Below are 13,351 nucleotides of genomic sequence, written 5' to 3'. Positions count from 1 at the left end.
TCGAGAACCAGGGTGGCGTGGCCAGCGGCAAGATCTTCAATATTGGCAATCCTGCCAATATCCATTCGGTGCGCGAACTGGCGGAGATGATGCTGAAGATGGCGGCCGACTATCCGGAGTACGCGGAAGAGGCGCGCAAGACGAAGATCGTCGAGACGTCGTCGGGTGAGTTCTATGGCAAGGGTTACCAGGATGTGCAGCACCGCGTGCCGAAGATCGACAACACGATCAATGAGCTGGGGTGGAAGCCCGAAGTGACGATGGAGCAGGCGCTGCGGCGGATCTTCGAAGCGTACCGCGACAAGGTGGTGGACGCCCGCACGCTGGTCGACGCCGGTAACTGAGCCGCGCATGGCCCGCATCGCCCTGAAAGTCGACGTCGACACATTGCGTGGCACCCGCGAAGGCGTACCCGCGTTGTTGTCGATGTTGTCCGCTGTCCAGGCGGAAGCCACGTTCCTGTTCAGTCTGGGACCGGATCACACCGGCTGGGCGCTGCGCCGTGTGTTTCGGCCCGGCTTCCTGAAAAAGGTGTCGCGCACGTCGGTGGTGTCGAACTACGGTTTGCGCACGCTGATGTATGGCGTGCTGCTGCCCGGTCCCGACATCGGCCGCAAGGGCGCGTCCGAAATGCGCGCCGCTGCCGCGGCGGGACACGAATGCGGCATTCACACCTGGGACCACGTCTATTGGCAGGACAACGTCCGCGCGCGCGACGCCGCGTGGACGCGCCGCCAGATGCAGCAGTCGTTCGACCGCTTCACCGAGATCTTTGGCACCGCACCGCGCACGCATGGCGCGGCGGGCTGGCAGATGAACGATGCGGCGTTCCTGCAGATCGATGACTGGGGCATGGCCTACGCATCGGACGGGCGCGGCACCGGCCCGTATATTCCCACCGTGGCTGGAGCGCCGTGCCGCCATGTGCAGATGCCTACCACGCTGCCGACGCTCGACGAATTGATTGGCGTGGGCGATCTCACCGAAGACAACGTGCACCACGCCGTGCTGAAGCTGACTGAAGGCCAAGCCGACCACATCTTCACGCTTCATACGGAACTGGAAGGCGGCAAGCTTGCGCCGGTGTTCAAGCGCTTGCTTGCCGGATGGCGCGCGCAGGGTCACGATCTGGTGTCGATGGCCACCTACTACCGGCACATCGACCGCGCCGCCCTGCCGCAATTGCCCGTCACCTGGGGCGAGATCCCCGGACGCAGCGGCGAGCTGATCATCCAGCCCTGACCGCCGCATCGGGCCATCCCTTTGCTGCGCGCTGTGAGGCGGCCTAGAACACGGCCAGCCCCACCACGAAGATCACGCAGGAGAACAGCAGCGCCGTGACGCAGTAGCCCATGATGTCGCGCACGCCGAGCCCGGCAATCGCCAGCGCGGGCAGCGCCCAGAAAGGCTGCGCCATGTTCATCCACGCCTCGCCGTACGCAATCGCCATGGCCGCCTTGCCAAGATCGGCGCCCAGCGCCTGCGCGGCCGGCATCACGAACGGCCCCTGCACCGCCCAGTGTCCGCCTCCGGACGGCACAGCGAAATTGACAATTGCCGACGAGAAAAACGTCAGGATCGGGAAGGTCTCGGCCGTGGAGATGTCGATAAAGAACTGCGTGATCAGGCCACCCAGGCCGGAATGGTCCATCATCAGCTGGATGCCGGCGTAGAACGGGAACTGGATCAGAATGCCGGCCGTGCTGCGCGCGGCGGCGGCAATCGCCCGCATATACGCCATCGGCGTGCGATGCAGCAGGATGCCCGCCGTCAGAAACAGCAGGTTCACCGTATTGATCGTGATGTTGAACCCTTGCGTGGCGAACCCGTAAGCGAGATACGCGATGCCGAGCACCCCGATCATCCACGCCAGAACGCGACTTTCCTCGAGCTTTTCCGATATCGGCGCATCGGGCGGCAGCTTCTTCTGGAAATCGGGCTCTTCGGCCAGCAGCGCGGGATCCACCGACACCACGTCGCCGGCCTTCGGCACCATCATGCGCGTCAGGAACGGCAGCGTAACGATCAGCCCGATCGTGATGAACAGGTTGTAGCCGCTCAACAGCATTGACGTGGCCGGAATCAGGCCGATCGTCTTCTCCATCGGATTACCAGGTGTCGCCGCCAGCAGCGGGACCGACCCCGACAGCCCGCCGTGCCATGTCAGGAAGGCAATGTACGCGCACGCAATCAGCAGCCGATAGTCCGCCCCCTTCACGCGGCGCGCCACCTCGCGCGCGAACATCGCGCCCACCACCAGCCCGAAGCCCCAGTTGAGCACGCACGCAATGCTGCCGACGAAAGTGGTCAGCATCACGCCCTGCTCGGGCGTCTTCGCCATCGAGGCGACGTTGCGCATCATTGACTTCACCGGACCGGACGACGCCAGCGCATGACCGGGGACCACCACCAGCGCCATCTGCATGCCGAACGCCAGCAGATTCCAGAAGCCGTTGCCCCACAGGTTCACCATCTTGACGAGGCGGTCCGACCAGGCGGGCGCCGTCTCGACCTGCAGCACCGTCAGCCCGGCGGGCGTGCCCATCGCGAACATCCCGGCGATGAAAATGATGACGGTCAGCAGGATGGCAAAGACCAGTGGATCGGGCAAATATCGGCTGACAAACCACGTCAGCCCCCGGGAAATACGAGCAATCATGACGGTCCCTTGTGGTCAGTGCGTGTCGATCGGCATGGTTTTCAGATCGGGCGAGATGGCGAAGACGGCTTCGGTCTTTTCCCTCACCGTGGTCAGATCGACCCCCGGCGCGAGTTCCTGCAGCGTCAGCACGCCGTCGACGAACTCGAACAGCGCCAGTTCCGTCACCACCACCGAAACGCATCGCTGGGCCGTCAGCGGCAGCGTGCAGGCGCGCACCAGCTTGGCACTGCCATCCTTGGCGCTGTGCTCCATTGCCACGATGACGCGCTTCGCGCCGGCCACAAGGTCCATCGCGCCGCCCATGCCGGGCACCATCTTGCCGGGCACCATCCAGTTGGCCAGGTCGCCGTTCTCGGCTACCTGCAGGCCGCCAAGCACGCAGGCGTCGACATGTCCGCCACGGATCAACGCAAACGAAAATGCACTGTCGAATGTCGACGCGCCGGGCACCATGCCACACGGCTGACCGCCGGCGTTGACCAGCGCCGGGTCAGGCTCCGTCACCGGCCCGAGCCCAAGAAAACCGTTCTCGGACTGCAGCGTGATGCGGACATCGGCGGGCAGATAGTTGACCACCAGCGTGGGCAGGCCGATGCCAAGGTTCACCACATCGCCGTCGTGGAGTTCCAGTGCCACGCGGCGCGCAATCAGTTCTTTCGCATTCATGACCGTGTGCCCTCCACAACGCCGTCCACCAGCGCAGCCGGTGTCATGATGGTGTCCGGATCGAGCTCGCCGATCTCGACGATCTCGTCGGCCTGCGCCAGCACGACCTCTCCGGCCAGCGCCACGACCGGATTGAAATTGCGGCTCGACAGGCGGTACTGCAGATTGCCGGCGCGGTCGCTGCGCGAAGCGTGCAGCAATGCCACATCGGCGCGAATCGGCAGCTCCAGCAGGAAGTCCCTACCCTGCACGTTGATGCGCGACTTGCCCTCCTCCACCACCGTGCCCCAAGGCCCGTGGCAGTCAGCACGCCGCCCAGGCCCGCACCGCCGGCGCGAATGCGTTCCGCGAGCGTGCCCTGGGGCACGAGTTCGACCTCCATCTCGCCCACCATCATCTGGCGGCCCGTTTCGGCATTGGTGCCGATATGGCTGGCCACCACCTTGCGCACGCGCTTTGCGCTGATCAGCTGGCCCACACCCACGTCCGGAAACGCAGTGTCGTTGCCGATCAGCACGAGGTCCCGCGCATTCGAATCGAGCAACGCCTCGATCAGCAGCGGCGGCGTGCCGACCCCCATAAATCCACCGAACAGAATGCTGATGCCGTCGCGAAAATGCGCGGCGGCATCAGCAATCGAAATGATCTTTGACTGCATACCTTTTTCTCCTTGGTCAGTCGATGAAACGTGAGCCAGGGGCCGGTCCGATAGTGCCGACGCAGCAATCGAAGGCGGTGTGCGCGATGCGCGCTGTCGCGCTAGAAATATGCGGACGTCCCGTGCTCATGAAGCTGGCACTCAGCATATGCACGCCGCCGCGAAAGTCCATTGAGCATCTGCAAGAGAGAAGAATTTTTGTTGGTACGCTTTGCGGCAACACACGAAGACGCCTCACGTTCGAACGATCCGCGTTGCGCCGTGAATGAGGTCATGGCGTGCGTATCGATACGGCGCTACACACAACAACGAAAAAGGATTTTTTATCGGCGCGGCGTCGATGCGAAATCGGGCCACACAACGAAGAAGATCAGGAAATGCGAGAAGAACCGCGGCGGGATGACGAGTCATCCGCGCGTGCCGCGCGATGCTCTCGGCGGCACGCAGGGAGGTCACGGGCCGGGCGGCCCGCGACGCTCAGTTTCGGTCGCGCGCGAGGCGCAAGCCGTTGAACACCACCAGCAGGCTTGCGCCCATATCGGCGAACACGGCCATCCACATCGTGCCCATGCCCATCACGGTCAACACCAGGAACACGACCTTGATGCCGAGCGCCAGCGCGATGTTCTGTTTCAGGATCGCCGAGGTGCGGCGCGACAACCTTACGAACGCGGGGATTTTGCGCAGGTCATCGTCCATCAGCGCCACGTCGGCCGTCTCGATCGCTGTATCGGTGCCCGCGGCGCCCATCGCGAAGCCGATATCGGCACGCGCCAGCGCCGGCGCATCGTTGATGCCATCGCCAACCATGCCCACCTTGCCGCCATGGGTGTGCGCCTGCCCGGCCAGCGCGGCGATGGTGTCGGCCTTGTCCTGCGGCATCTGGTTGCCGCGCACCTGATCGATGCCCACCGCGGTGCCGATGGCCTGCGCCGTATGCGGATTGTCGCCGGACAGCATCAGCGTCTTCACGCCCAGCGCATGAAGCTGCTCGATGGCCTGCCGGCTTGTATCGCGCACGGTATCGGCCACGCCGAACAACGCCAGCGCGCGCGGCTTGCCGGTGCGGGGGTCGGCCATCGCGGCCAGCATCACGATGGTCCTGCCCTGCCGCTCGATCGCTTCGAGTCGCGCTTCCAGTGCGGGCGAGCACGCGCCAAGGTCGTGGATCAGGCGATGATTGCCGAGGCAGTACGCCACGCCATCGATCGTGCCGCGCACGCCCTGCCCTGCCACCGCCTCGAAGTCTTGCACGTCCAGGCGCGCGATGCCATCGGCATCGGCGGCAACCGCAACCGCGCGCGACACTGGATGATCGGAGCGCGCCGCCAGACTTGCAGCAATCGCGCGTGCATGCGGCACGTCGTCGGTCAGCAGCGCCGCATCGGTCTGCACCGGCTTGCCATGCGTCAGCGTGCCGGTCTTGTCCAGCGCCAGCCATGCCAGATGACGGCCTTGCTCGAGATAGACACCGCCCTTGATCAGGATGCCGCGCCGTGCGGCTGCCGCCAGGCCGCTGACAATCGTCACCGGCGTCGATATCACAAGCGCGCACGGGCAGGCGATCACCAGCAACACCAGCGCCTTGTAAATCCATGCCGTCCAGGCTTGTCCCATCAGCAATGGCGGAATCACGGCTACGCCGAGCGCGATGGCAAAGACCACGGGCGTGTAGACGCGCGCGAACTGGTCGACAAAACGTTGTGTCGGGGCGCGGCTGCCCTGGGCCGCCTCCACTGCGTGAATGATGCGCGACAGCGTGGAATCGTTGGCCGGCGCGGTCACCGTGTATTCGAGTTCCCCGGACTGGTTGATCGATCCGGCGAACAGCATGTCGCCGGCGCGCTTGTCGACGGGCACGCTTTCGCCCGTGATGGGCGCCTGGTCCAGCGCTGACTGCCCGCGCAGCACACGCCCATCGAGCGCCACGCGCTCGCCCGGGCGAAGCCGCACCATCGCACCGACCGGCACCGTGCGGGCATCCACGGCCAGCCAATTGCCATCGGCCTGCTGGACCGTAGCCTGTTCCGGCGCCATCGCCATCAGCCCGCGCACCGCGTTGCGTGCGCGATCGAGCGACGCCGCCTCAATGCGCTCGGCCAGCGCAAACAGCACCATCACCATGGCAGCCTCTGGCCACTGACCGATCAAGACCGCACCGGTCACCGCAATGCTCATCAGCGCGTTGATATTGAGGTTGCCGTTGCGGATCGCGATCCAGCCCTTGCGGTAGACGCCCAGGCCCGCCACCAGGATTGCCGCGATCGCGAGCGCTGCGGGCAGGTACGGCGTGGCCAGTTGGAACCACTCGGTAAGCTCCGCGCCGATTGCGAATCCGCCTGCCAGCGCCAGCGGCCACCATGGCTTTGCCGGCTCTGCCGTCACGCCAGCATCGGCACCGGCCTCGCCAAGCGCTTCAGCCTTCATGCCCAGCGACGCAATCGCCTTGACCACCGGGTCGAGCGAATCGAGCGTGTGGTGCACGGTCAGCACGCGCTGCATCAGGTTGAAGTCGAGCGCGGCGATGCCCGCCATGCCGCCGAGCTTGTTGCGGATCAGCGTTTCCTCGGTGGGGCAATCCATCGCGTCGATGCGGTACGCGGCTGGCCGCGACCCCGCGGGCGCTGCGACGGGCTGACGCGCCTGCATCGGCATGCCGCACGAGGCGCCACAGCAGCTGGCGCCTTGGCCATGGTCGTGTGCGTGGTCGTCTGCGTGGTCGTGTGCGTGGTCGTGTGCGTGGTCGTACTGATGCACATCCGGAGTGGCGTGGTCGCTCGCACGCTCCCGTGCCTGCGCTCCGCCATGGCTGCACGAATCGGCGCCATGCTCGTGATCGTGGCAACTGTCATGCGCCTTCGAATCGGCCGATTCGCGATCGCGGTGGCGGTGGCGGTGCGCGCCCGACGCCGGCGGCGCAACGTTTTCAGGGGTGGAGCGAGCCATTGCAAAGTCCATTCAGCGTGATTGCTGCCATTGAAGACCCTGTAGCGGCTCCAGAGTCAAGCACCAATGTGGCGAGCAGCTAGCATGACGAGATCGTAATGTTTGGTCTCGTGCCCCGCGGCTATAATCGCTGCCCATGCGCCGCCTGCTGCTCGTTTTCCTAGCATTCCTGCTGCCGCTCCAGTTCGCCTGGGCGGGAGCCGCGGCGTATTGCGCACACGAAGTCGCGCCCGCAGCCGCACACGAAGTCGCTGGCGTCGCTGTCGCGCAGGCCACAGTCCGCACATGGCACTTCGGGCACCATTCCCACGTCCATCACGGCGACGATCACGCCGCTGGCGGCAAGACCCTGAAGCTGCCCGACGCCGATTGCGCCGCCTGTCATTTCCCCGGATCGCACGGCGTGTTTGCCGAAGTGCGGATGCCCGCGGACTATCGCTTCACCACCCTGCGCTACCAGGCGCATCCTCACGCGTTCGGCTCCATCCCGGCGCCGGTTCCCGACCGCCCTCAGTGGCCCCGTCTCGCCTAGCCGGCGAGATCCGGTTCGTGTCCCCAGCTCATCGATAGCGAATACCGCTTGACGGTATCGCCGCGTCGCGTGGGCTCGATGCGCTGTTGTCTCGCCGATTTTCTCCTGCATCAACTGGTGAATTTCGATGAGAAGCTTTCTCTTGCCGCTGGGGCTGGCGGCCGCATGGCTCAGCCCGATTGCCTGTCCGTCCGCCCACGCCCAGGATGCCCCGCCATCGCTGGCGACCATCTCTCGCGCCGCGGCTGCGCCGCAGGCCGAGCCGGCCGGGCTCATCACGCTCGACGCCGCGCTGGCACTGGCGGCTGCGCAAAACCCCACGCTGTCGGCCGCGCAGATGGAACTCGATGCCAGCGAGGGCGGAATCGCACAGGCGCGCGTGATTCGCAATCCCGAAGTCTCTGTGCAGATGGAAGACACGCGTCAGACCACGCGCGCCACCACCGCGCAAATGAACCTCCCACTCGAACTGGGCGGCAAGCGCGCCGCGCGGATCGACGCCTCCCAGCGCGCGCGCGAAGTGGCGCAGGCCCAGCTCAGCGCCGCGCAGGCGGACCTGCGTGCCGCGGTGATTGCGGCTTTCTTCAATGTGCTGATTGCGCAGGAGCGTGTCCGGCTGGCCGCCGGGTCGGTCGATATCGCCACTCGCGGCGCGCAGGCAGCCGCGCGCCGCGTGGCGGCCGGCAAGATTTCGCCGGTCGAGGAAACCAAGGCGCAGGTGGAGCTGGCGAATGCCGGCCTGGAGCAGGCAGAAGCCGATGCGGCACTGGTTGCCGCGCGCCAGTCGCTCACGACGCAATGGGGCAATCCATCGCCGCGCTTCAGCGCGGCTGACGGCAAGCTCGATGCGTTGCCGGCGCGCCCCGACGCCGCCGTGCTGCGCCACTCGCTAGACGCCGCGCCGCTGCTGCTCACCAGCGAACGTGAACTGGACCGCCGTCAAGCCGACATCAACGTGCAGCGCAGCCGGCAGTATCCGGACGTCACGCTCAGCGTAGGCGCCAAGCGCGACAACGGCGCGCCCGAGCGCGGCACCTTTCCGGTCTTGGGCGTGGCAATTCCATTGCCGCTGTTCGATCGCAACCAGGGCAATGTCTACACGGCGATCCGGCAGGCCGACAAGGCCGCCGATGAATTGCGCGCGATGCGCTTACGGCTCGAACACGATCTCCAGCAGGCGTCCAGCCAGCTCGCCCTGTCGCGCGCCTCGGCGCAAACCTTGCGCGACACGGTGCTGCCCGCCGCGCAGCGCGCGCTGCAAGCGGCGACGCAAGGCTTCGAGGCCGGCAAGTTCAACTATCTCGAAGTCCTCGATGCGCAGCGCACGCTGTTTCAGGCCCGCATTCGCTATCTCGGCGTGATTGCCAGCAGTTGGCAGGCAGCCACCACGATCGATCGCATTCTTGGCCGCTGATGCGGCACCGCAAGGAATACCGTCATGACATTGACTCGCAAACAAGGCGTGGCGATTGCCACCATCGTGCTTGCCGGACTTATTGCCGCATTGGCACTGCTGCTTACCGGACGCGGCGATGAACATACCGACCACGGACCGCGCGAGGCGAACGCGAAATCCGCGCAGCCTGCGGCCTCGGGCGCGCAGGCCAGCCACGCCGATAACGAACCCGCGGGCCTGATCGCGCTGACCCCGGAGCAGATCCGCAACGCGCGTCTGGAAATGGCCGTCGCCGCGCCGGGGAAGATCCGCAGCACCGTGGAATTCCCCGGTGAAATCAAGTTCAACGAAGACCGCACCGCGCACGTAGTGCCCCGCGTGGCCGGCGTGGCCGAATCGGTGGCGGCCAATCTGGGCCAGCGCGTCAGGAAAGGCGATCTGCTGGCGGTGTTTGCCAGCACCCAGCTATCGGACCAACGCAGCGAACTGATGGCCGCGCAGCGCCGGCTCGATCTGGCGCGCACCACCTACGCGCGCGAAAAGAAGCTGTGGGAAGACAAGGTATCGGCCGAGCAGGATTTCCTGGTGGCGCGCACAGCGCTGCAGGAAGCAGAGATCGCGACGCAGAACGCGCGCCAGAAGTTGACCGCGATTGGCGCCACGGAGACGTCGCGTGCGATCAACCGGTTCGAATTGCGCGCCCCGTTCGATGGCATCGTCGTGGAAAAGCACCTGGCGCTCGGCGAGGCGGTGGCCGCAGAAACCGCGGTCTTCACCATCTCCGATCTGAATACCGTCTGGGCCGAATTCGTGATCGCGCCAAAGGATCTCGGGCATGTGAGGCTTGGCGAAGCGGTGCGCGTGTCGTCGGCCGCCTTCGACGGCAGCGCCGACGGACGCATCTCGTACGTGGGCGCGCTGCTGGGCCAGCAGACGCGCACCGCCACGGCGCGCGTCACGCTGGCCAACCCGGACATGGCGTGGCGCCCGGGCTTGTTCGTCACGGTCAGCGTGGCAACGGGCGAAACCGATGCCGCGGTCGTGATCGACAGCGAAGCCTTGCAGAGCGACGGCGAGCGCCAGCAGGTCTTCGTCGAAGTGCCCGGCGGCTTCGCGGCGCGCAGCGTCAAGACCGGACGCAGCGACGGCAAGCGTGTCGAGATCGTCGATGGGCTGGCGCCAGGCGCACGCTACGTGACCGGCAACAGCTTCGTGCTGAAGGCCGAACAAGGCAAGGCCAGCGCCGAACACGCGCACTGATCGGAGCCCACCATGTTCGAACGCATTCTTCAATTCTCGATCGCGCAACGCTGGCTGGTCATGCTGGCGATGCTCGCGATGGCCGCGCTGGGCCTGTACAACTACAGCCGCCTGCCGATCGACGCGGTGCCGGACATCACCAATGTGCAGGTGCAGATCAACACCGCGGCGCCAGGCTATTCGCCGCTCGAAGCCGAACAGCGCGTTACCTATCCGCTCGAAACCGCGATGTCAGGCCTGCCCGGACTGGAACAGACACGCTCGCTGTCGCGTTATGGGCTGTCGCAGATCACCGTGATCTTCAAGGACGGCACGGACATCTATTTCGCGCGCCAGTTGGTCAATCAGCGCATGCAGGAGGCCGGCCGGCATTTGCCCGCCGGCGTATCGCCGCAGATGGGCCCGATCTCGACCGGGCTTGGCGAGATCTATCTGTGGACCGTCGAGACCGAACCGGATGCGCGCAAGCCCGATGGTTCGCCCTACACGGCCACCGACCTGCGCGAGATCCAGGACTGGATCATCAAGCCGCAGCTGCGCACCGTGCCGGGCGTTACCGAGATCAACTCGATTGGCGGCTTCGCCAAGGAATACCTGATCGCGCCCAGCATGGAGAAGATGGCGTCGTACGGGCTGTCGCTGCAGAACGTGGTGCAGGCGCTCGAACGCAACAACAGCAATGTTGGCGCGGGCTATATCGAGCGGCGCGGCGAGCAGTACCTGGTGCGCGCGCCGGGCCAGGTAGCGTCGATGGACGATATCCGCAACGTAATCGTCGGCACCGCGCAAGGGCAGCCGATCCGCATCCGCGATCTTGCCGAGGTAAGCCTGGGCCGCGAACTACGCACCGGCGCGGCCACCGACAACGGCCGCGAAGTGGTGCTGGGCACCGTGTTCATGCTGGTTGGCGAGAACAGCCGCACCGTATCGCGCGCGGTCGATACGCGCATGGCGGCAATCAACAAGTCGCTGCCGCAGGGGGTCAAGGCGGTGACCGTCTATGACCGGACCGATCTTGTCGACAAGGCGATTGCCACGGTCAAGAAAAACCTGCTGGAAGGCGCGGTGCTGGTGATCGTGGTGTTGTTCCTGTTTCTGGGAAATCTGCGCGCTGCGCTGATTACGGCGATGGTGATCCCGTTGTCGATGCTGTTCACATTCTCGGGCATGGTCACCTACCGCATCAGCGCCAACCTGATGAGCCTGGGTGCGCTCGATTTCGGCATCATCGTAGATGGCGCGGTGGTCATCGTGGAAAACTGCGTACGCCGGCTGGCCCATGCGCGCGAATCGTTGGGCCGCCCGCTGACGCGCGAGGAACGGCTGGCCGAAGTGTTTGCGGCCGCGCGCGAAGCCAGGCGTCCGCTGATTTTTGGCCAGTTGATCATCATGGTGGTCTATGTGCCGATTTTCGCGCTGACAGGCGTCGAAGGAAAAATGTTCCACCCGATGGCCATGACCGTCGTGGTGGCCTTGATCGGAGCGCTGCTGCTGTCGATCACCTTCGTTCCCGCGGCTGTGGCGTTGTTCATCGGCAATCGCGTCGACGAAAAGGAAAACCGCGTGATGGGCTGGGCGCGCCGCGCCTATGCGCCGCTGCTGCGCCGCGCGCTGGACAACACGCCGGTGGTGTTCACCGCGGCGGCCGTGGCGATTCTGCTCAGCGGTCTGCTGGCCACGCGGCTGGGCAGCGAGTTTATTCCCAACCTGAACGAGGGCGATTTCTCGGTGCAGGCGTTGCGCATCCCCGGCACCAGCCTGACGCAATCGGTGGCCATGCAGCAGCAGATCGAAGTGCGGCTGAAGGAAAAATTCGCCGAAATCGAACGCGTCTTCGCGCGGACCGGCACTGCGGAAATCGCATCGGACCCGATGCCGCCGAACGCGTCCGACGCCTACATCATGCTGAAGCTGCGGGAGCAATGGCCCGATCCGTCGCGCACGCGCGAATCGCTGCGCGACGCGATGCAGGCCGAACTCGATACTATTCCCGGCAACCGCTACGAGTTTTCGCAGCCGATTCAGCTGCGCTTCAACGAGCTGATTTCCGGCGTGCGCAGCGATGTCGCGGTCAAGCTGTTCGGCGACGACAACGCAGTGCTCGACGCCACTGCGCAGAAGATCGCCCAGGCGCTGCAATCGGTGCCGGGCGCCGCGGAGGTCAAGGTGGAACAGACCACCGGGCTGCCGTTGCTGACGGTCGAAGTGGATCGGTCGCGCGCCGCGCGCTATGGGCTCAACATGGTCGATGTGCAGGACACCGTGGCCATCGCGATTGGCGGCCGTGATGCCGGTGTGTTCTACCAGGGCGATCGCCGCTTCAACATCGGCGTGCGCCTGCCGGAAGATGTTCGCGCCGATGTGGACGCGCTGCACCGGCTGCCCATTCCGCTGCCGCCCACCTCCGCCGGCGTCGAGAGGACCGCAGCGGGCGGTGGATCGTCCGGCGCCACGAGCTACATTCCGCTCGGTGAAATCGCCACGCTGAATATCGCGCCGGGACCCAACCAGATCTCGCGCGAGAACGGCAAGCGCCGCATCGTCATCAGCGCCAACGTGCGCGGGCGCGATGTGGGCACGTTCGTTCCCGAGGCGATGGCCGCGATCGAGGCGCGCGTCGCGATCCCAAGCGGATACTGGATCGCGTGGGGCGGCACCTTCGAGCAGCTGCAGTCGGCTACGCAACGCCTGGCCATTGTGGTGCCGGTGGCCTTGCTCATGGTGTTCGTTCTGCTGTTCGCCATGTTCGGCAACGTACGCGATGGCTTGCTGGTCTTTACCGGTATCCCGTTTGCGCTGACCGGCGGGGTGTTGGCGCTGTGGCTGCGCGGCATCCCGTTATCGATCTCGGCCGCCGTGGGATTCATCGCGCTATCCGGCGTCGCGGTGCTGAACGGGCTGGTGATGCTGTCGTTCATACGCGGCCTGCGTGATGAAGGTCAAGCGCTCGACCACGCGGTATTCCAGGGTGCGCTGACACGTCTGCGTCCGGTATTGATGACGGCACTGGTGGCGTCGCTGGGATTCGTGCCGATGGCGATCGCCACGGGCACGGGCGCCGAAGTGCAGCGGCCGCTGGCGACGGTGGTGATCGGCGGAATTCTGTCGTCGACGGCGCTGACGCTGCTGGTGCTGCCGGTGCTGTATCGCTGGGCGCATCGGCGCGGTGCCGCAACTGCCTGAATGGCCTGCCCGCTGCCGCACGCGCCGGCAGCGGGCCACGCATCGCCG

9 protein-coding genes and 2 pseudogenes are annotated in these 13,351 nt (G+C 65.7%); 6 read left to right on the top strand and 5 right to left on the bottom strand.

Going from position 1 to position 13,351, the window contains the following annotated elements:
* A pseudogene (locus tag F7R19_RS21320) lies at window positions 1-344 on the top strand (bifunctional UDP-4-keto-pentose/UDP-xylose synthase); the annotation flags it as partial.
* Between the two features lie 7 nt (window positions 345-351).
* Window positions 352-1,242 carry a polysaccharide deacetylase family protein gene (locus tag F7R19_RS21315; protein WP_150981911.1) on the top strand — a complete coding sequence of 297 codons (891 nt, stop codon included), beginning with the start codon at window positions 352-354 and terminating at the stop codon, window positions 1,240-1,242.
* A 43-nt stretch (window positions 1,243-1,285) separates the two neighbouring features.
* Here the strand turns inward: F7R19_RS21315 and F7R19_RS21310 are convergent, their stop codons facing one another.
* From F7R19_RS21310 to F7R19_RS21295, 5 genes and pseudogenes are all read right to left on the bottom strand, one after another.
* Window positions 1,286-2,659 carry a TIGR00366 family protein gene (locus tag F7R19_RS21310; RefSeq protein ID WP_150981910.1) on the bottom strand — a complete coding sequence of 458 codons (1,374 nt, stop codon included), beginning with the start codon at window positions 2,657-2,659 and terminating at the stop codon, window positions 1,286-1,288.
* Window positions 2,660-2,674: 15 nt separating this feature from the next.
* A complete protein-coding gene (locus F7R19_RS21305; RefSeq protein WP_150981909.1) occupies window positions 2,675-3,328 on the bottom strand; it encodes a 3-oxoacid CoA-transferase subunit B in 654 nt (217 codons plus the stop codon).
* Entirely contained in the window at window positions 3,325-3,606 is a 282-nt protein-coding gene (locus F7R19_RS30240) for a CoA transferase subunit A (RefSeq protein ID WP_249043168.1), read from the bottom strand. The genes F7R19_RS21305 and F7R19_RS30240 overlap by 4 nt, the downstream gene beginning before the upstream one ends.
* A 65-nt stretch (window positions 3,607-3,671) precedes the next feature.
* Window positions 3,672-3,908 (bottom strand): annotated as a pseudogene (locus F7R19_RS30235) (CoA-transferase); the annotation flags it as partial.
* Between the two features lie 555 nt (window positions 3,909-4,463).
* On the bottom strand, window positions 4,464-6,932 hold the full coding sequence (locus F7R19_RS21295) for a heavy metal translocating P-type ATPase (RefSeq protein WP_150981908.1): 2,469 nt from the start codon (window positions 6,930-6,932) through the stop codon (window positions 4,464-4,466).
* A 136-nt stretch (window positions 6,933-7,068) separates the two neighbouring features.
* On the opposite strand from F7R19_RS21295, the gene czcI reads away from it, so the two are divergent.
* The 4 genes from czcI to F7R19_RS21275 all read left to right on the top strand — a co-directional run bounded on the left by czcI (window position 7,069) and on the right by F7R19_RS21275 (window position 13,303).
* A complete protein-coding gene (gene czcI / locus F7R19_RS21290) occupies window positions 7,069-7,464 on the top strand; it encodes a cation efflux protein, CzcI family (protein WP_150981907.1) in 396 nt (131 codons plus the stop codon).
* A 127-nt stretch (window positions 7,465-7,591) separates the two neighbouring features.
* The gene (locus F7R19_RS21285) at window positions 7,592-8,878 is read left to right on the top strand and encodes a TolC family protein (protein ID WP_150981906.1); all 1,287 of its coding nucleotides are present in this window, start codon (window positions 7,592-7,594) and stop codon (window positions 8,876-8,878) included.
* Between the two features lie 24 nt (window positions 8,879-8,902).
* A complete protein-coding gene (locus F7R19_RS21280) occupies window positions 8,903-10,120 on the top strand; it encodes an efflux RND transporter periplasmic adaptor subunit (protein ID WP_150981905.1) in 1,218 nt (405 codons plus the stop codon).
* 12 nt (window positions 10,121-10,132) lie between these two features.
* The gene (locus tag F7R19_RS21275; RefSeq protein ID WP_150981904.1) at window positions 10,133-13,303 is read left to right on the top strand and encodes a CusA/CzcA family heavy metal efflux RND transporter; all 3,171 of its coding nucleotides are present in this window, start codon (window positions 10,133-10,135) and stop codon (window positions 13,301-13,303) included.
* Window positions 13,304-13,351 lie beyond the last annotated feature (48 nt).

It is taken from the genome of Cupriavidus pauculus (assembly GCF_008801835.1).
In the GTDB taxonomy this organism is placed as follows: domain Bacteria; phylum Pseudomonadota; class Gammaproteobacteria; order Burkholderiales; family Burkholderiaceae; genus Cupriavidus; species Cupriavidus pauculus.
The sequence above is the reverse complement of the archived record's forward strand: the minus strand, read 5'-3'. Positions and strand labels throughout refer to the sequence as shown.